Genomic DNA, 18,857 nt, shown 5'->3' with positions numbered 1-18,857 from the left:
ACAGATTATCATGATACATTGACAGATTAAGGCAAACCCTTAACTACCAAAAGGATAAAGAATTTAAAAAATGAACTATTACATGTATTATTTGCATTTTGCTTTTAATTCAGAGATTAGAACAATTGTTGCACACAAAAGATAGAAATATAAATAAATAATAAAAGAATACATGAAATTATTAGTAATCGGAGGTGGAAATATGGGCTTAACCTATTCTGAAGGAATGTCTACTTCACCATTATTAAACAAGAGAAAGTTAATGATTCAGGATTTAAGCGAGGATACTCTTTCTCGTTTAAGAGAAAACCCTGACTTTGAAGTTTATAACAATTTAGACGATTGCTTGCCACAAGCGGATATCGTATTTATTGCAGTAAAGCCATACCATTGTGTTGATTTATTTGACAAAATGAAAGACATGGTGAATGATCAACAAGTTTTTGTATCATTAATGGCGGGAGTTACTATAGATTTCATAAAAGAACATTTGGGTGTTTCGAAAGTAGTAAGAACCATGCCCAATTTACCAGCAAAAGTTGGAAAAGGAGTGACATCATTCACAGAATCACATGACGTTTCGAGAGTAGAACTACTTATGGTGCGTAATTTATTAGACACTACAGGAGCATCAATACATGTAGAAACGGAAAAATTCATTGATAAATCAACAGGAATTTCTGGAAGTGGTCCAGCCTATGTATTTTACTTTATGAATTCTATGTTGGAAGCTGCTAGAAAAATGGGGTTCTCAGAAAATGATTCTCGTGTTTTGGTTAGTTCAACTTTTGAAGGTGCAGTAACCTTATTCAACGAAGGTGATATTTCTCCACAAAAATGGATGGATAGAGTGGCTTCGAAAGGAGGTACAACTCAAGCAGCATTAGACTCTATGGAAGACAACAACGTAAAAGAACTTATTAAAGAAGCAGCCTACGCAGCTTTTGATCGTGCTGTGGAATTAGGTAAAGATCCGGAGTAATTCCCCCACTAAAACACATAACTAATTACAAATCAATTATAAACAAACAAATTAAGTTTTGAACAATTTCAAGAAAAGAGTAGTAATAAAAGTAGGAACAAACGTAATGACCAATAAAAACAATAGAATTGTTGGTCCAATTTTAAAGAATTTAGTTCGTCAGATAGCGTATCTATACGAGCGAGATATAATCACAATTTTGGTTTCTTCTGGTTCTGCAATTGCAGGAAAAGAAGTGTTGGGAGATTGCTCTGCAGTAGATCCAACAACAAGAAGACAGGTTTTTTCTTCTGTAGGTCAACCTCGGTTAATGAGGCACTATTACTCAATGTTCCATGATTTCGGAATGAGTTGTGCTCAAGTTTTAGCCACTAAAAGAGATTTTGCTCCTGGAGAATATCGAGACAACATGATTAATTGCTATGAAGCCTTATTACATGAAGGAATAGTACCAATTGCAAATGAAGACGATGCCGTTTCTTTAACAATGTCAATGTTTACAGATAATGATGAACTAGCAAGTCTAGTTGCAGAGCTTGTTGATGCAGACATGATGATTATGTTAACCGATACTGATGGATTATATACAGGCCATCCAGATGATGACGATTCTGAACTTCTTCATCATGTAGAAGGAGATCAAAATGTTGAAAAATACGTTCAAACTTCAGAGAAAGGTGAAGGAGAAGGACGTGGTGGTATGGGTTCAAAATTAAAAATTGCGAAATCTACCGCAAACAAAAATATCCCAACCTACATAGCGAATGGTAAGGAAGACAATATTATCATTGATATCCTAGAAGGTAAAGAGGTAGGAACAAAGTTCGTTTAAAACGCGATTACGTTCCGATAGCTATCGAAATACGAATAATCAATTACAGATTACGAGTTGTTAGAACCAAATTTCGCTTTTAAGTGTTGCCTTTGACAGGTGCAAACCATGTTGCCTTCTACAGATGCAAACTATGTTGCCTTCGACAGGCTCAGTCAACAGACAAAAGTTACAACAACTAATTGATAAACAACAGTATACGACTCAAATAATTATAAAAAAACAACAACAGAAATGAAATTTTTAGACACAGACAAAAAGAATAATGTATTACAATCGATGATTGATATTATCGATTCCAAAAGAGAAGAGATACTTGCAGAGAATAAGAAAGACCTAGACGCTTTTGAAAGAGATGACCAGGCTTTATATGACAGATTAGTTGTCAATGAAGATAAAATTGACGGAATGATTACAGCAATTCGTCAGGTAAAAGGACAAGAAGATCCAGTTGGTAAGAAAATATCTGAACTAAAACTCGATAATGGTTTAGAGATTATCAATAAAACAGATCCATTTGGAACAATAATGATAATTTACGAATCTCGTCCAGATGTCACCATTGAAGCAGCTGTTTTAGCTTTCAAAGCAAATAATAAAATTTTACTTAAAGGTGGTCGTGAAGCCTACCACAGTAATAAAGTACTGGTAAAATGTTGGCACGAGGCGCTAGCAAAGAATGGTTTAGAGAATGACTGGATCAAAATGTTGGAGATGAATAGAGAAGAAACACAAGAATTCTTAAGGAATCCGACTGAAAAACTAGATTTAATTGTTCCAAGAGGTGGAGAAAGGTTAATCGATTTTGTTAAACAACATGCAAAATGTGCGGTTTTAATTTCTGGTAGAGGAAACAACTTTATGTATATCTCACCAACAGCAGATTGGGCCAAAACAATTAAAGTTATGTTAAATGCGAAAACAGATAAAACTTCTGCTTGCAACGCATTAGACAACATTCTTATCGACAGTTCAATTGAAGGTTATGATGATAAATTGAAGGATTTAGAATCAATTTTATCCAATGCCGGAGTTGAGATTATTGTAGATGAAAAAACGAATAAAGTTCTTTCTAGTCGAGAGAAAATGGCCGACAAATCGGTATGGAAGGAAGAATTTTTAGCAATGAAAATTTTATTAGGAACTGTAGATTCCAAAGATGAGGCTATTGAAATTATCAATGAAAACTCTGGAAAACACTCCTCTATTATAATGACAGAGGACAAAGATGATGCATTGACATTCATGGAACAAATTGACAGCGCAGCAGTTTACCAAAACGCTTCTTCAAGGTTTACAGACGGAGGAGCAATGGGTGTTGGAGCCGAATTAGCAATTAGTACAGACAAATTACATCACAGAGGTCCATTAGGATTAAAGCAACTGACAACAAATAAATATTATGTTTTCGGTGATGGCCAAGTGAGGTAGATTTTATATAAATATGTAATAACTCCAAAACAGAGATTCCCCTTTGTTTTGGAGTTTTTTCTTTTAATCATATATGGCCAAAGCCCAAGCATTTTATAATTTCATTCACTTCTTGCTGGTTCCTATTGAATTTGAAGCTAGCTTTATTATAGAAAACTTCTCTTTCTTCTAATTTATGCTCAATAAATAGAAGAAGTTCTTCATCATTCAAGTCTTTTAAAAGAGGACGCTCAGTTTTGCTATTGACTAAGCGTTGGAAGAGCTCCTTGGCTGGTCTATGCAAATAGCAAGTAATTCCATTTTGATTCATTCTCGACATATTATCATTAAAACAAGGCAGCCCACCCCCTACTGAAATAATTGCATTCTCAAATTCAGAAATAACATCATTAAGGACATTTGTTTCCTCTCTTCTAAAGGTCGATTCACCGTATTTAGCAAAAAATTCATTAATCGTGATTTTGAACTTCTCTTCAATCTTTTGATCTACATCGATAAAAGGAAGAGAAAGTTTGTTGGCCATTTTTTTTCCAATTGTAGTTTTCCCGACTCCCATAAAACCAATTAAAAATATCCGGTTGTTTTGCATAGCACCAAAAGTAATTAAACCCAATAGAATATTTTGGTTTAGACCTGTTTTAGATTTGGGAAGAATCATTTACTGGGAATAATGTATTTAATTGTTCTTGAAAATTCCAGGTTAATAAAACCAAGCAGTATTCTGAAAGAAATATTATGAGAAATAAAAAGCAGAGTTTTGGCCTGCACTAATACTTCTAAAGAAAAAAACAAAAAAAAATTTTATTATCACTTAAAAATCAGCAAGTTCAAAAAAACAACTGTAATTTATTCAAAAAAAATGCTGATTCTCCTTGTCAGTCTAAATTAACCCACTATATTTGCACCCGCAATCACAATATAAAAAACGTAAAAACAACGGTTTTTACTAATTAAATAAAAGATTGAATTGATTTAATGATTCCGTAGCTCAGCTGGTAGAGCATTACACTTTTAATGTAAGGGTCCTGGGTTCGAACCCCAGCGGGATCACCAATTGGAGAGCCAATTTGTAATTACAAATTGGCTTTTTCATTTAACTCATTGAATTATTGCTTGACATATTAAGAGGAAATTAAATTTAAATGAATTTTCTTCAGAATAAATAGTGTTGTTTTAAACAATAATAGTAATTTTGTCACCTCTTAAGAAATTAAGATATTATTTGAAATATTAGATTCCGTAGCTCAGCTGGTAGAGCATTACACTTTTAATGTAAGGGTCCTGGGTTCGAACCCCAGCGGGATCACTAAAAGCCTCTCATTCGAGAGGCTTTTTTTGTTAATAGACATCAAATATTATCAAAACTCTAAAAAAACAGAGTTCCTCAAACCACCACAAACACAATCAATATCAATTGATTACATAAATCTCGTGACCTATGTGGTGACCTAAATTAATCTTAATTTTAGGTCACCAGAATTTAAGCATCTAACACCTAAAGAGTGTTGTTTGGTTACCAAATGGTGACCTATGTGGTGACCTGAAAAATCAATGAAATAAGGTCACCAAAAACAAGCAAACCATTGATCACCAATGTATGCAGCTTATATTTTACTTATTAATGAACCATTATTTGGTAACATTTTAAATACGTAGATATGAAAAGAAATCAAAAATTTAGTGTCCAGTTTTATCCAAACAAGCAAAAGACCAAAAATGGAGAAGTACAACTCTACATTAGAGTGGTTGTAGATTTAAAACGAACAGAGATAGCAACAACACACTATATACCAATCAAAGTTTGGAATCAGAAATTGAGAAAAATTAGACCTTCATTTACTAAAGCTAATTTTCTAAATGGTTTTATTGATAATGCTATTAGTGAGATTAATCAGATATTCTTAAAGGAGGTCTCCCAAAACAAAACCATCACTAGTCAAGACATTAAAAATATATACCTGGGCATTGACGACAACAAAACTACCCACAAAACCATCCTCGAAGCCTTCAACTACCACAAAATAAAAATGGAAGAACAAGTCAAAATTGGTCAAGTAGTGAAAAAGACACTAGAGCGATACAACATCACAAAAAACAAAGTGCGTGCCTTCATGAAACATCAATACAAAGCTAAAGACATGCCGTTGCCAGAACTACGTCTTCGCTTCGTCACAGAGTTTGAACATTACCTTTTAACCAAAGGAAAATTACAAACCAACACAGCACACAAATACATTAAGAACCTAAAGAAAATCATGAACATGGCTGTTGGTTTAGACTGGATTCCTTCAAATCCATTTAATAATTTCCGCTGCAGTTATACTGCACCTAAAAGAGAAGTTCTTACTCAAGAAGAATTAGAAATTATTAAAACGAAGGATATCAGTATTGCTCGACTTGCTGAAGTTCGCGATGTATTTTTATTCTGTTGTTATACCGGCTTCGCCTACTCGGATATCTACAAATTTGATTATAAAGCAGTAACAAAAGGGATTGATGGTGAATATTGGCTATCCACACATCGTCAGAAAACGGGAGTAAAAGAAAGCGTTCCCCTCCTACCCATTGCTCTAGAAATTATAAAGAAGTACAGAAAAAACCAATATTGCATTGACTCAAATAGATTACTCCCTGTAAACAGTAACCAATGTTATAACGCATATTTGAAAGAACTCGCTGATATTTGTGGAATCAAGAAGCGAATTACCTCGCATATTGCTCGACACACATTCGCCACTACTGTTACTCTTGCCAATACTGAGACTTTCTCAGTATTCCTCAAATTTCGTCGCGACTTGAAATCGATACATCAAAACTACTTTATAGCTGAGCTTCATAAAAGCAATCGCTTCCGTTCCATAATCTTTATGCTGATTTGCTGTGTTTTTGCCTTTTCTATATCCCCTATTTTGCTATAATTTTGTAAAACAGACTAAATAGTCATCCCGCTCAGCTATATACAAGGTATAGAAGATGTATACATGGTGTATAGATAAAGTATGAGATGAGTCAAAAAGAATTAAATAACAACAAGAATAATGAAGCGTATCGTTCTCCATACAAAAGACGTCATGATCATCACTGGAAAGTCTGAACGGTATTCTCGAGAACTCATTAAAAAGATGAAAGAACATTATCTCAAAAAATCACATCAGTATGTTACGATTAAAGAGTGTTCTGAATATTTAGGTTTGGATGTGGATGAGGTTGAAGAGGTGTTGTTTTAGAACTTTTAACTAAATACTTTCTTTAGTAAGTTTGTAAAAACGAGTTAAATCAATTATTTTTTGGATAAAAATTATATCTTAAAAACTAACATATGAAAAAGTCAAATTACACCAAGTTTATCCTCATGTTGATTTGCTCTGCAATTTCAATGTACATCACAATGTATTTTAATACTTATGAATTCAGTCACGTTTATTTTAGTTGGACAAGAATGTATATGACACTGATTGGAATTGGAGGAATGGCAATTATTATGTTCTTGTTTATGCGAAAAATGTACACCAATAAAGTTAAGAATACCGTAATTATAGTTGGGAGCTTAATCTTAATGTCTGTTTCTACATTTTTAGTGCGACAACAAATACCTGTAGAAGATGTCCGTTGGATGCGCGCAATGATACCTCACCACTCTATTGCTATTTTGACAAGTACAAATGCAGAAATTAGTGATCCAGAAGTTAAAGAATTAGCTAATGATATTATCAAAGCTCAGGAAAAAGAAATTAAGGAAATGAAGAAGATGATTGAAAGGTTGGAGAAACAGAATTAATCCCCTTTCTTATGTTTATGTGGCTTTAATGACGGAGTATTCCCTTGAGTATCCTTATTGTCTCTTTGTCTCCTGTCTGGTTTCCCAGTCGTTTTAGCGATTCTTTTTGGTCCTGGTTTAATTCCCATAGTATTTTTATTTTATTATGACAGCTCCTTGATTTTCGCAGCTAAACAACTCTTTTTCAAGTATCATACCTCACCAAATGTAATACATTTCATCAGTTTTTACAAAGCTCAATAAATAAAATATTTAAAAATGAGTTTTAACCGTAATTAAAGTTAAATAACAATTTAATGACTCCACATTAGTAATTTTTGTATAAGTTTGCCTCAATTCACAGTTATGTTAAAAAGAATTTCATCCATATTCATTATGCTAGTTATCCTCGTTTTAAATTCGGGACTAACTTACATTACGCATTATTGTAGTGGTGAAGCAGTGCAATCAACAATCAGTCTATCACATTCAGATTTGAGTTGTGGAATGACTTCAATGGAAATGGATTCATGCGAAAATGATGAACACAAAGAAGTTATCGGAAAGAAAGGTTGTTGTGAAAATGAATATCATTCTATTTCTGCTGAAATTGATTACAACAAAGCTCAAGTTTCTGCAAATACGCACTTAGAATTTAAGTTTGCTGTAGCTTTTGCTTATTCTTTTGTTAGTAATTACCTTTTCTTACTAGAAGAGAAACCTACTTTCGAAACCTATCGGCCTCCCTTTATTGATCAGGATATTTCTGTCTTGCATCAAGTATTTATAATCTAGAAAAACATACAATTTTTATTTCATTCATTCATTAAGAATGAAGTCCGAGGATACATTAGTATTCCTCAATGAATTTATTATTCATTTTAATTGTATGTTATGTTGAATAGAATTATTAGATATTTTCTTGAAAACAAGCTAGTTACTATTTTAATACTGGCTTTATTTATAGGATGGGGATTGGTTACTTCTCCGTTCAATTGGGAAACAGGTTTTTTACCTTCAGACCCAGTAGCAGTTGATGCTATTCCTGATATTGGAGAAAATCAACAAATTGTTTTTACCGAATGGATGGGAAGATCACCTCAAGATATCGAGGATCAAATCACTTATCCATTAACGACTTCACTTCTTGGAATTCCTGGAGTAAAGTCAATTCGTAGTTCTTCCATTTTTGGATTCAGTAGTATCTACATCATTTTTGAAGAAGATATTGAATTCTATTGGTCAAGATCGAGGATTATTGAGAAGTTAAATTCTCTTCCTGCCAATTTACTTCCAGACGATGTTCAACCTGCATTGGGTCCAGATGCTACAGCTTTGGGTCAAGTATATTGGTACACGTTGGAAGGTCGTGACAAAGACGGGAATCCAACTGGTGGCTGGGATTTACACGAAGTCAGAACAGTTCAAGATTTCTTTGTGAAATACAATTTGAATGCTGTTGAAGGAGTTTCAGAAGTCGCTTCAATTGGCGGATATGTTCAGGAATATCAAATCGATGTGAATCCTGATGCACTAAAGAATTACAACATTCCACTAATTGATGTAATGACTGCAGTAAAGAAATCGAACCGTGATATTGGAGCAAAAACCATAGAAATCAACAAAGCTGAATATTTAGTGAGGGGCTTAGGCTATATCAAATCGATTGAAGACATCGAAAAAGCAGTAGTTGCTGTAAATGAAAATGTACCAATCAGGGTTAAAGATATCGCTGTTGTTACTTTAGGACCATCTTCGAGAAGAGGTTTACTAGATAAAGACGGTGCTGAAGTTGTTGGTGGTGTTGCCGTTGCTCGTTATGGTTCAAATCCGCTGCATGTCATCAACAACATCAAAGAAAAAGTAGATGAAATTGCAGGCGGTTTACCAAAGAAAACCCTTGCAGATGGAACGGAAAGTCAATTGACAATTGTTCCTTTTTACGATAGAACAGAACTCATCAACGAAACCATCGGAACCTTAGAAGAAGCTTTGTCTCTGGAATTGCTGATTGTGATTCTTGTGGTGGTAGTAATGGTGCTCAATTTACAAGCATCAATTCTTATTTCAAGTCTGCTTCCTGTTGCAATCCTGATGGTCTTTATTGCGATGCGTTATTTTCATATTGACGCCAACATTGTTGCGCTTTCGGGAATTGCAATTGCGATTGGAACCATGGTCGATTTGGGGATTATTCTCTCTGAAAACATCATTAAACATATTAAAGAATCACCCAAAAGTCAAAAGTTGATTGATACGATTTACAATGGGGTTGCTGAGGTAAGTTCTGCAATTCTAACTGCTGTTGCCACAACAATTGTGAGTTTTATTCCAGTATTTACGATGGAAGCTGCAGAAGGGAAACTGTTCCGACCATTAGCATTCACGAAGACTTTTGCATTATTGACTTCCTTAATCGTCGTTTTGATTATTCTCCCAACCTTGGCGCATTTAGTTTTCAAGATTAAAATCAAGAAAAACACGAAAGGGATTGTCGTGAATTTGCTTTTGGTTGTTGGTGGAATAATTGCTGCTATCTGGATTAGTTTATGGGGTGGATTAACTCTGTTGGCCTTCGGAATTGCTTGGTTTATTAAAGAGTACAGTGGAAAACAAAACGTTTTAATCAAAAACCTTCCCATTGCTATTACTGTAATTTCTGTTGTATGGTTATTGGCAAAATACTGGATGCCTTTGGGTGCAAGTAATTCTATTCTATTGAACTTTTTGTTTGTTGGAATTATAGTAAGTCTCATTTTGGGTGGATTCTATTTATTAGAAAAATACTATATCAATTTACTGAATTGGTGTTTAAATAATAAAAAGAAATTCTTACTGATTCCTGCATTTGTGATCTTATTTGGTTCTACAGCATGGCTTGGATTTAATTCCATATTCGGATTTGTAGCCACAGGATTTGATAAGATGGGCGTAAATATCAGAACGACTTCTGTTTGGACTGGACTTTCTCATTCTATGCCTGGTCTTGGAAAAGAATTTATGCCATCGTTGGATGAAGGAAGTTTTTTACTGATGCCGACTTCAATGCCTCATGCTGGAATTGAGCAAAACAAACAAGTAGTTCAACAATTGGATATGCTTTTGGCTAATATTCCAGAAGTTGAATTGTCTGTAGGAAAAATGGGAAGAGTTGAATCTGCCTTAGATCCTGCTCCGATTTCGATGTATGAAAACGTAATCAATTATAAATCTGAATATGTTCTCAACAAGAAAGGTCACCGTGAAAGATTTAAAGTTGATGGTGATAACAATTACATTCTTAAAAATGGTGACACTCTTTCAGGAGAAGATGCTGTAAATAAAAACATAAAGGAAGAGGATTTAATCTTAGATGATTCAGGTCAATATTTCCGTAATTGGAGAAAAAGTATTCGTTCGCCTGATGATATTTGGGACGAAGTTATTAAAGTGACTAATATTCCTGGAGTAACATCTGCTCCTAAACTTCAACCGATTGAAACGCGATTAGTTATGCTTCAAACCGGAATGCGAGCTCCAATGGGAATCAAAGTTTTTGGTCCCGATCTCGAAACAATAGAAGATTTCGGAATGCAACTAGAAGCGATATTAAAGGAAGTTCCTTCTGTAAAGAAAGAGGCTGTTTTTGCTGATAGAATTGTTGGAAAACCTTACATCCATTTCAATATTGACAGGGATGCAATTTCAAGATATGGTTTAAACATTGAAGATGTTCAGCAAACTATTGAAGTTGCTATTGGCGGTATGGAAGTAACTTCAACTGTTGAAGGTAGAAAACGTTTTCCTGTGAGGGTTCGTTATCCGAGAGAGTTGCGCGATGATCCAAGTCAGCTCGAAAAAGTATTTGTGCCAACACCAACTGGTGTTCAGGTTCCATTAATTGAATTGGTGGATATTGAATATGTGAGAGGTCCGCAAATGATAAAAAGTGAAAACACTTTTCTAGTAGGTTTTGTCCTATTTGATAAGAAAGACGGTTCCGCTGAAGTAGATGTTGTGGAAGATGCTCAACGTTTTATTAAAGATAAAATCGATAATGGTGAATTAATCGTTCCAAGTGGAATCAGCTATAAATTCTCTGGCAATTATGAGAATCAAGTTAGAGCTGAGGAAAGGCTAGCCATAATTGTTCCCTTGGTACTCGTGGTGATTTTCTTGATTCTATATTTTCAGTTTAAATCTGTGAGTACTTCCTTAATGATTTTCACAGGAATTGCCATGGCGTTTAGCGGGGGATTTATCATTCTTTGGTTGTACGGTCAGGATTGGTTCTTAGATTTTAATTTCTTTAATATGAGCATGCGGGATCTGTTCCAATTACACACCATTAATATGAGTGTTGCGGTTTGGGTTGGTTTCATCGCCTTGTTTGGTATAGCTACCGATGATGGTGTTTTAATGGGAACTTACCTCGATCAAAGTTTTAAGAAAAACAAGACGAATTCTTTAAAAGAAATCAGAGACGCAGTTGTTATTGCTGGTCAACGAAGAATAAAACCTGCAATTATGACTTCAGCGACAACAATCATAGCCCTACTTCCAATTTTAACATCTACAGGAAGGGGGTCTGATATCATGATACCGATGGCTATTCCAGCTTTTGGAGGGATGTTATTTGCTTCAATCACCTATTTTATAGTTCCTGTTTTATACGCTTGGAAAGAGGAACGTAAATTTAAAAAAGAAACAAAATGAGAAATTATTTAAAAATCCTATTGGCTTTATTTATAGGAATAAGCACAAATGGATCTGCTCAGTCTTTGGATAAACATTTAGAGGAAGCTGCAGAAAACAATCCATTATTAAAAGCCAAGTATTCGGAATTTCAAGCCGCTATTCAAAGGGTTGCTCAAATGAATTCACTTCCGAATCCGAGCATTTCCTTCAGTTATTTACTGAGTCCTGTTACTCCTCACGTAGGAAACGCGAAAGCAAATATTGGTATTCAACAAATGATTCCTTGGTTTGGTACTTTGGAAACGTCGGGTAATGTTTATCAACTTCAGTCGGAAGCTTTGTATCATGAATTTATTGATGCAAAAAATGAGCTGTACATGAATGTGAAATCCGCGTATTATCCTTTGTATGAAGTTAACCGAGAAATCACTTTACTCAAAGAGAATAAAACAGTTTTGGAAAGTTACAAACAGCTTGCTACAACTGGGTTCAAAGTGGGGAGAAATAGTATGACTGATGTTATTCGTGTCGATATTCTAATTGAAAACACAGATACAGAAATCAAATTACTTGAGGAAAAGATAAAACCATTGACCATCATTTTCAATAATTTACTTAATCGAGAAATTGATTCTGACTTAATAATTGAAGAAACGATAAAATTGGTAAAGATTCCTTTAAATTATAAACGAGACAGTTTGTTGTTAGACAATCCGACTTTAAAATCTCTTGATCTGAAGCTTCAGTCTGCTCAAGCTTCTGAAATTTTAGCGAGTAAAGAAGGTTTACCAAGTTTCGGAGTTGGTGTGAATTATGGAATTATGCCTGAAGGTCGAGACATGATTATGCCAATGGTGAGTGTCACTCTTCCGATTTATAGGAAAAAGTACAAAGCCTTTGCGCGAGAAGCACAATTGAATCAAGAAGCCATTGAATTTTACCAAAGTGATTTTAAAAACACTTTGATTTCAAATTATGAAATGACGTGGTATGAATTGGAAAGTGCAAAGGAAAAATGGATGCTTTACCAAAAGCAAATTGAAAAATCGAAAACCGTAATTAAACTTCTAGAAAAAGAATATAGTTCTACAGGAGCAGATTTTGTTGAGGTTTTAAGAATGCAACAAGATTTAATTAATTATCAAATAGCAGAAGCTACTTCAATAAAAAATTTCTATATCGCTTTGGCGAAACTAGATTATTTAACAGCAAAAACAGAATATAATGAAAAATAGAAAAACAATATATATCGCTATTTCCACCCTTGTTTTAGGTCTGCTATTGGGTTGGATGATTTTTGGTTCAGCAGAGGAAAGTTCCAAAACAGAGGAAGTGCATGATCATTCAGAAGAAACCGTTTGGACTTGTTCAATGCATCCCCAAATTCGAGCGAATGAACCAGGAGCTTGTCCTTTATGTGGAATGGATTTAATTCCGTTAAGTAATGAGTCTGATGATGGAAATCCTTTAGAAGTTAGAATGTCTCCTACCGCAATGCAATTGGCCAATGTTCAAACTTCAATTGTTTCAAAACAGAAACCAGTTAAAGATGTACGAATGAACGGAAAAGTGAAAACAGACGAAAGAAATGTTTTTTCACAGTCTTCGCATATTCCGGGTAGAATTGAAAAATTGACCGTAAACTTTACTGGAGAAGCTGTTCAGAAAGGACAAGTTTTGGCCTACATCTATTCTCCAGAATTGGTTGCCGCGCAAGAAGAACTGTTGGAAGCCCAAAAAATGAAGGAAACACAACCTTCTTTGTTTAATGCAGCCAAAGAAAAATTAAAGAACTGGAAGCTCACCGAAAAACACGTGAATCAAATTCTTGCCAATGGAAAAATTCAAGAACAATTTCCAATATTGGCCGATGTTTCAGGAATTGTAACCGACAAGAAAATCAACCTTGGTGATTACATTTTAAAAGGACAATCGTTATATGAAATAGCAGACATCAGCTCTGTTTGGGTACTCTTTGATGTTTACGAAAGCGACATTCCTTGGATCAAACAAGGCGATAAGGTAGAATTCACTGTTCGTGCACTACCAAATGAAAAATTCAAGGGAGAAGTTTCATTTATTGATCCAGTAATAAACTCTGAAACAAGGGTGGCCTCTGCACGTGTGATTCTTAAAAATCCGGGACAAAGATTAAAACCAGATATGTTCGTTCAAGGAACAATTAAAAGTCAACTAGATGTGAATGAAGAAGTGATTGTTGTTCCAAAATCTGCCGTAATGTGGACAGGAGAACGCTCAGTTGTTTACGTGAAAAACGCAAGTTCTGATAAAGTCAGTTTCTTGATGAAAATGGTCACTTTAGGCCCTTCATTGGGCGACGGATACCTCATTAAAGAAGGTTTAGAAGTCGGTGAAGAAATTGCAACAAACGGAACTTTTAGCATTGACGCAGCTGCACAATTGGCGGGCAAACCAAGCATGATGAATCCAGAAGGAGGAGTTCCTGTTTCAGGTCATAATCATGGAGAGACTACTCACTCAGAATCCATGTCGACTGAAGAAATAGCAGTAGGTCAAAAGGAAAAAGCAGCGCTCTCTCCTCTTTTTGAAGCGTATTTCAAATTAAAGAATAATTTGGTTAATGACAATTTCAAAGCTGGAATTTCAAGTGCAAAGGAAATGACTGCTTTTCTAAATAAAGTTGACATGAAAATTTTCAAAGGCGATGCCCATAACTTTTGGATGAAGCGAAGTGACGTTCTAAGCAAGGAATTAAAAAAAGCAATTTCGACTAAAGAGATTGGAGAGCTTAGAAAACCATTTGAGGAAATTTCGAATCAATTAATTATGATTCTGAAATCTTTTGGAGCGATGGACAAGGCCATTTACATCGAACATTGCCCAATGGTCAATAACAACAAAGGAGCAGATTGGTTGAGTTTAGAACCTGAAATAAAGAATCCATATTATGGAGATGCAATGTTGAAATGTGGGGAGGTAAAAGAAGTCATAGGTAAATAATATTTAATGTTAATTATACGTGTATGAATATGGAAATGAGTATCTTTGAATTCGATTCGCTCATTCAAATAAAGACATTTAACACGTGATTTAACGTGGTCTATGTGGTGGTCATTCTTTTTTAGAAGTCACCAAACCCTATTAAACAAGGCATTCAGAGGTTTTATAGTGTATCCCAGCGGGATCACTAAAAGCCTCTCATTCGAGAGGCTTTTTTTGTTTGGAAAAACAGAGTTTATAATTACTTAACTACCTTAAATATCCTCACCTCTTTCTCCGATCGCACAATCAAAATATAAACCCCAGCATTCAATTCGCCAATATTAAAAGTAAAACTCTTCGAATCCTTTCTAGAAACTACAACCACACTTCCTTTAGCATCAATCATCTCAACAGAAACCAACGCTCCGTTTTCGTTTTTGATGTTTAACTCATCTGAAATTGGATTTAGATAAACATCAATACCTTACTCGAAAGTTGGTGGAATTACTTTTTAACTCAAAATTGACATCCTGAAAATTATAAAAGACAATAAACGAAACGACTAAACAGCAACTTAAACCTTCGACTCCCCCTCAAATCAGTAAACTTTTAGCAGAAAGTTCGAGGCTATAGTTCTAAAATATGCGACTTTTGATTTTCTGCTAAAAGTTTTAAAACATCTAAAATAGTCAAACGCTTAGCAATTCGATCTACAACTGAAAATAGTGCTTGAACTAAGTATTAATTTTTCCTCATGAAATCATACGCTCCTTTTCGGAGTTGAATTCCATATTCCAAATAAGCTTTCAAACATGCTAAAAAATTAGCCCAACCTCCAGAATTTTCCAAAGCCCATTTTACGTTTTCCTCATTCAGTTCTTTACCTTTTTCGTTGATTCGAACGATTGTACTCTTGTCAGGTAATTGTTCTAGCGATATGTTGACAACAGTTTCTGGATCCCAAACGAATGAAATTGACTTATTCTCATCAATTTCAACTTCGTTAATTACAAATTGATCATCAAATTCAGGAAATTTCCATGTCACTTCTTTTCCTGATTCTAATCTACCCGTACTTTCCGAAATAAAATATTTGGTCATGATTTCTGGATTTACAATTCCTTCAAATACTTCTTCAATTGGTTTTTGAATTTGTAATATCGCTTTGGATTCTAATATCATATCAAATTATTAGTTTAATTACTTCGTAAGTTTATAGATGAAATTTCCACAAAAAAGATTCGCGAAAATACAGTGTAAAAAACTTGTATCAATTACAAAGCATTCACAAAGCAAAGTTCTTAATTGTGTTGATCCTTATCTAATTAGATTCAAATAAAAATCAAGCTGCACTGAGAGTAAAGCTTGATTTAAAAAACTTTATTATTATTTCTCCTCCTCTCCATCAGGCGGAAGCATGTAATCATTTTTTACATTAGATTTAGGAACACTGTTCATAAATTCATGGATAGAATTATTCCCATCAGATCCATAACTCGCTAAAATAGTTCCTCTAGAGCCATCCTTTGTTTCAATTGCATATAATAAGGACATGTCCGATGGATTACTCATTCCTTCATATCTATGCTCGTTTAAAATCGATACTTCTTGAGGTGTATATCTATGTTTAGTCTCCATATTTTCTAATTGATTTTCAACTACGTGAAATTGACAAGTAAAACCTTCTTTCTCATAACGTCTGATATAATCCATCTCATTTTTATCATATTCACTTTCCATAATATTGTGTATTAATTTGTATAAACAATTTCTACCTAGTATAGAAACACCTTCTAAATCTATGAAATAAATTTGGAATGTATTGGTAGTTTAAAGAATAATATTGAACCAAAAAAAATTATAATTGAACCAAAAAAAACAATTCTAAAACTTAGATAAATGTTAACATTATTTGGGTTTATTTTTCTTTTTGACAATTGATTAAAGTACACAAAATCCTTAGTTTCGAATAAAAAAAACTCAATAACTACTTAAAAACACATTACAAATCATTTTTTAAATTCAAAAATCATGGCGAAAAAGAAAAAGAAGTTTGAAACCGAAAAACAAAATCAATTAGAAAAATCTATTAAAGATGGTCAAGGAAAACCTCTAACAACGAATCAAGGTTTAAAAGTTAACGACACTAACAATTCTTTAAAATCTGGTGAGAGAGGATCAACCTTATTAGAAGATTTTTTATTACGTGAAAAGATTACAAATTTCGATCATGAGCGTATTCCTGAAAGGATTGTGCATGCTCGTGGAAGTGGAGCTCATGGATATTTTGAGTTATATAAAAGTATACCAGAATTATCTAAAGCTGGAATTTTTAATGACACAGAAAGAAAAACTCCTGTTTTTGTACGATTCTCAACAGTTGCAGGATCAAAAGGTTCTCCAGATTTAGCAAGAGATGTTCGCGGATTTGCCGTGAAATTCTATACGCAAGAAGGCACATGGGATTTAGTGGGGAATAATATGCCTATTTTCTTTATTCAAGATGCGATGAAATTTCCTGACCTAGTACATTCAGTAAAACCAGAGCCAAATAATGAAATTCCGCAAGCAGCTTCTGCTCATGATACTTTTTATGATTTCGTTTCTCATGCAACCGAAACATTGCATAATCAAATTTGGGTGATGAGTGACAGAGCAATCCCTCGTAGTTTGAGAATGATGGAAGGTTTCGGAATTCATACTTTTAGATTAATTAATGATAAAGGAGAATCTCATTTTGTGAAGTTTCACTGGAAACCAGTACTTGGCGTTCATTCTGTAACTTGGGACGAAGCAGTAAAAATCAATGGGGCTGATTCCGATTTTCATAGACGTGATTTATGGGATGCTATTGAGGCAGGACATTATCCTGAATGGGAATTTGGAGTTCAAATCGTAAAACAAGAAGACGAACATAAGTTTGAATTTGATTTACTTGATCCAACAAAGCTAATTCCTGAAGAAATGGTTCCTGTACAAATAATAGGAAAGATGACTTTGAATAAAAATCCAGAGAATTTCTTTGCTGAAACCGAACAAGTTGCTTTTTTACCAGGTCATATTGTTCCAGGAATAGACTTCACAAATGATCCATTACTCCAAGGTAGATTATTTTCCTACAGAGACACACAATTATCACGCTTAGGTGGTCCGAATTTCCATCAGATTCCTATTAATAGACCAGTTGTAGAAACACATAATAACCAGCGTGATGGAATAATGCAAACAGAAATTCCAAAAGGTCAAACAGCTTATTTTCCAAATACTTTAGGAGGTGGTTGTCCACATTTATCTAAAATGTCGGAAGGTGCTTTTGATTCTTATGAAGAACGAATTGATGCCAAAAAAGTGAGAGGAAGAAGCGAAAGTTTTAGTGATCATTTTTCTCAACCTGCTTTATTTTACAGAAGTCTTGCAAAATGGGAACAAGAACATGTGGCAGAAGCTTACATATTTGAATTAGGCAAATGTAATCAAGATCATATTAAACAACGCATGTTATGGATAATTGCTCAGATCAACAAGGATTTAGCGAAATCGGTAGCTAAAGGCTTAGGTTTAGCCGTTCCAAAAGAGATTGATAAACCAATTAATCAGGCCATAGGTGCAGACAATGACGGGACTAAAAATCAACCTCCAAAAGCTAAAAATTATTTGGATAGTGATCCAGCTCTAAGTCAGTCCAATACAAAATTCGATAGTATTGCAACAAGAAAAGTCGCATTTTTAATGGCGGATGGTTTTTCGATGAAACAATTCAAGAAAATGTCCAAAGACCTTAAAGAAAAAGGAGCCATGGTAGAAATTATCGCTCCACACGGTGGGAATTTGGTATGCGATGAAGATATGGAACATAAAATAGATGCCTCTATCTCTACAACAGAGAGTGTTTTGTTTGATGCTGTATATATTCCAGGAGGTAAAAAATCCATTAAAAAACTCAAAGAGGAACCTAAATTTGTGAAATTTATAACAGAAGCTTTTAAACACTGTAAAGCAATTTCCGTTGATGGTGAAGGTGAGGAATTACTTGATGACACAATCGTTTCAAAGCATAAGGACGACAAGTCGATTTTTATTAATCAAAAGCCAAATGACTTCATTGATGCAATAGCCAAGCATAGAAATTGGGAACGAATGGATATAGCAGCGAAAATTCCTGTATAATTAATTTCGAATTAACCCGATAAAGATTTAGAAAGAGAATCCTTCAA

At 34.3% G+C, this 18,857-nt stretch carries 15 protein-coding genes, 2 tRNA genes and 1 pseudogene; 13 read left to right on the top strand and 5 right to left on the bottom strand.

Going from position 1 to position 18,857, the window contains the following annotated elements:
- The first annotated feature begins 172 nt into the window (after positions 1 to 172).
- The 3 genes and pseudogenes from proC to C6368_RS03610 all read left to right on the top strand — a co-directional run.
- Positions 173 to 982, top strand: a complete 810-nt coding sequence (proC, locus tag C6368_RS03620; RefSeq protein WP_107037816.1) for a pyrroline-5-carboxylate reductase — start codon at positions 173 to 175, stop codon at positions 980 to 982.
- A gap of 58 nt (positions 983 to 1,040) precedes the next feature.
- Entirely contained in the window at positions 1,041 to 1,814 is a 774-nt protein-coding gene (gene proB, locus C6368_RS03615) for a glutamate 5-kinase (protein ID WP_107037815.1), read from the top strand.
- Positions 1,815 to 2,036: 222 nt separating this feature from the next.
- Positions 2,037 to 3,245: pseudogene (locus C6368_RS03610) on the top strand (glutamate-5-semialdehyde dehydrogenase); the annotation flags it as partial.
- 67 nt (positions 3,246 to 3,312) lie between these two features.
- On the opposite strand, the gene C6368_RS03605 reads toward C6368_RS03610, so the two are convergent.
- Positions 3,313 to 3,903, bottom strand: coding sequence for a shikimate kinase (locus tag C6368_RS03605; RefSeq protein ID WP_107037813.1), 591 nt, complete (start codon positions 3,901 to 3,903; stop codon positions 3,313 to 3,315).
- Positions 3,904 to 4,222: 319 nt separating this feature from the next.
- On the opposite strand from C6368_RS03605, the gene C6368_RS03600 reads away from it, so the two are divergent.
- From C6368_RS03600 to C6368_RS03580, 5 genes are all read left to right on the top strand, one after another.
- A tRNA-Lys gene (locus tag C6368_RS03600) sits at positions 4,223 to 4,298 on the top strand.
- A gap of 180 nt (positions 4,299 to 4,478) precedes the next feature.
- Positions 4,479 to 4,551: transfer RNA gene (locus C6368_RS03595), tRNA-Lys, on the top strand.
- A gap of 352 nt (positions 4,552 to 4,903) precedes the next feature.
- Positions 4,904 to 6,163 carry a site-specific integrase gene (locus tag C6368_RS03590; protein ID WP_107037812.1) on the top strand — a complete coding sequence of 420 codons (1,260 nt, stop codon included), beginning with the start codon at positions 4,904 to 4,906 and terminating at the stop codon, positions 6,161 to 6,163.
- A gap of 120 nt (positions 6,164 to 6,283) precedes the next feature.
- Positions 6,284 to 6,472: a hypothetical protein gene (locus C6368_RS03585; protein WP_107037811.1), complete on the top strand. Its 189-nt coding sequence runs from the start codon at positions 6,284 to 6,286 to the stop codon at positions 6,470 to 6,472.
- A 92-nt stretch (positions 6,473 to 6,564) separates the two neighbouring features.
- Entirely contained in the window at positions 6,565 to 7,023 is a 459-nt protein-coding gene (locus C6368_RS03580; protein ID WP_199851586.1) for a DUF305 domain-containing protein, read from the top strand.
- On the opposite strand, the gene C6368_RS17520 is transcribed toward C6368_RS03580, so the two are convergent.
- Positions 7,020 to 7,151, bottom strand: a complete 132-nt coding sequence (locus C6368_RS17520) for a hypothetical protein (protein ID WP_262494844.1) — start codon at positions 7,149 to 7,151, stop codon at positions 7,020 to 7,022. The two genes, C6368_RS03580 and C6368_RS17520, sit on opposite strands and share 4 nt — an antisense overlap.
- Positions 7,152 to 7,368: 217 nt before the next feature.
- Here C6368_RS17520 and C6368_RS03575 point away from each other — a divergent pair, with 217 nt between their 5' ends.
- From C6368_RS03575 to C6368_RS03560, 4 genes are all read left to right on the top strand, one after another.
- Positions 7,369 to 7,797, top strand: coding sequence for an HYC_CC_PP family protein (locus C6368_RS03575; RefSeq protein WP_107037810.1), 429 nt, complete (start codon positions 7,369 to 7,371; stop codon positions 7,795 to 7,797).
- 99 nt (positions 7,798 to 7,896) lie between these two features.
- A complete protein-coding gene (locus C6368_RS03570; RefSeq protein ID WP_107037809.1) occupies positions 7,897 to 11,697 on the top strand; it encodes an efflux RND transporter permease subunit in 3,801 nt (1,266 codons plus the stop codon).
- Complete coding sequence (locus tag C6368_RS03565) at positions 11,694 to 12,914, top strand: TolC family protein (RefSeq protein WP_107037808.1); 1,221 nt, start codon at positions 11,694 to 11,696, stop codon at positions 12,912 to 12,914. The genes C6368_RS03570 and C6368_RS03565 overlap by 4 nt, the downstream gene beginning before the upstream one ends.
- A complete protein-coding gene (locus C6368_RS03560; RefSeq protein WP_199851585.1) occupies positions 12,904 to 14,661 on the top strand; it encodes an efflux RND transporter periplasmic adaptor subunit in 1,758 nt (585 codons plus the stop codon). Before C6368_RS03565 ends, C6368_RS03560 begins: the two co-directional genes overlap by 11 nt.
- Before the next feature lie 241 nt (positions 14,662 to 14,902).
- Here C6368_RS03560 and C6368_RS17610 read toward each other — a convergent pair whose 3' ends face one another.
- From C6368_RS17610 to C6368_RS03545, 3 genes are all read right to left on the bottom strand, one after another.
- Complete coding sequence (locus tag C6368_RS17610; protein WP_107037806.1) at positions 14,903 to 15,124, bottom strand: T9SS type A sorting domain-containing protein; 222 nt, start codon at positions 15,122 to 15,124, stop codon at positions 14,903 to 14,905.
- A 260-nt stretch (positions 15,125 to 15,384) separates the two neighbouring features.
- Positions 15,385 to 15,825: an SRPBCC domain-containing protein gene (locus C6368_RS03550; protein WP_107037805.1), complete on the bottom strand. Its 441-nt coding sequence runs from the start codon at positions 15,823 to 15,825 to the stop codon at positions 15,385 to 15,387.
- 204 nt (positions 15,826 to 16,029) lie between these two features.
- Positions 16,030 to 16,383 (bottom strand): hypothetical protein, encoded by a 354-nt coding sequence (locus C6368_RS03545; protein WP_107037804.1) that lies wholly within the window; start codon positions 16,381 to 16,383, stop codon positions 16,030 to 16,032.
- Between the two features lie 291 nt (positions 16,384 to 16,674).
- Between C6368_RS03545 and C6368_RS03540 the strand changes: the two genes are divergently transcribed.
- The gene (locus tag C6368_RS03540) at positions 16,675 to 18,810 is read left to right on the top strand and encodes a catalase (RefSeq protein ID WP_107037803.1); all 2,136 of its coding nucleotides are present in this window, start codon (positions 16,675 to 16,677) and stop codon (positions 18,808 to 18,810) included.
- Positions 18,811 to 18,857: the final 47 nt, after the last annotated feature.

Origin of the sequence: Brumimicrobium mesophilum (genome assembly GCF_003025005.1) — a bacterium.
In the GTDB taxonomy this organism is placed as follows: domain Bacteria; phylum Bacteroidota; class Bacteroidia; order Flavobacteriales_D; family Crocinitomicaceae; genus Brumimicrobium; species Brumimicrobium mesophilum.
This window is presented reverse-complemented; position numbering and strand designations above follow the sequence as displayed.

Coding starts and splice junctions, on each gene's coding strand:
- C6368_RS03570 (WP_107037809.1), top strand. CDS start 7,897: ATGTTGAATAGAATTATTAGATATTTTCTTGAAAACAAGCTAGTTACT.
- C6368_RS03575 (WP_107037810.1), top strand. CDS start 7,369: ATGTTAAAAAGAATTTCATCCATATTCATTATGCTAGTTATCCTCGTT.
- proC (WP_107037816.1), top strand. CDS start 173: ATGAAATTATTAGTAATCGGAGGTGGAAATATGGGCTTAACCTATTCT.
- C6368_RS03550 (WP_107037805.1), bottom strand. CDS start 15,825: ATGATATTAGAATCCAAAGCGATATTACAAATTCAAAAACCAATTGAA.
- C6368_RS03560 (WP_199851585.1), top strand. CDS start 12,904: ATGAAAAATAGAAAAACAATATATATCGCTATTTCCACCCTTGTTTTA.
- C6368_RS03565 (WP_107037808.1), top strand. CDS start 11,694: ATGAGAAATTATTTAAAAATCCTATTGGCTTTATTTATAGGAATAAGC.
- C6368_RS03605 (WP_107037813.1), bottom strand. CDS start 3,903: ATGATTCTTCCCAAATCTAAAACAGGTCTAAACCAAAATATTCTATTG.
- C6368_RS03590 (WP_107037812.1), top strand. CDS start 4,904: ATGAAAAGAAATCAAAAATTTAGTGTCCAGTTTTATCCAAACAAGCAA.
- C6368_RS03545 (WP_107037804.1), bottom strand. CDS start 16,383: ATGGAAAGTGAATATGATAAAAATGAGATGGATTATATCAGACGTTAT.
- C6368_RS03580 (WP_199851586.1), top strand. CDS start 6,565: ATGAAAAAGTCAAATTACACCAAGTTTATCCTCATGTTGATTTGCTCT.
- C6368_RS03540 (WP_107037803.1), top strand. CDS start 16,675: ATGGCGAAAAAGAAAAAGAAGTTTGAAACCGAAAAACAAAATCAATTA.
- C6368_RS17520 (WP_262494844.1), bottom strand. CDS start 7,151: ATGGGAATTAAACCAGGACCAAAAAGAATCGCTAAAACGACTGGGAAA.
- C6368_RS03585 (WP_107037811.1), top strand. CDS start 6,284: ATGAAGCGTATCGTTCTCCATACAAAAGACGTCATGATCATCACTGGA.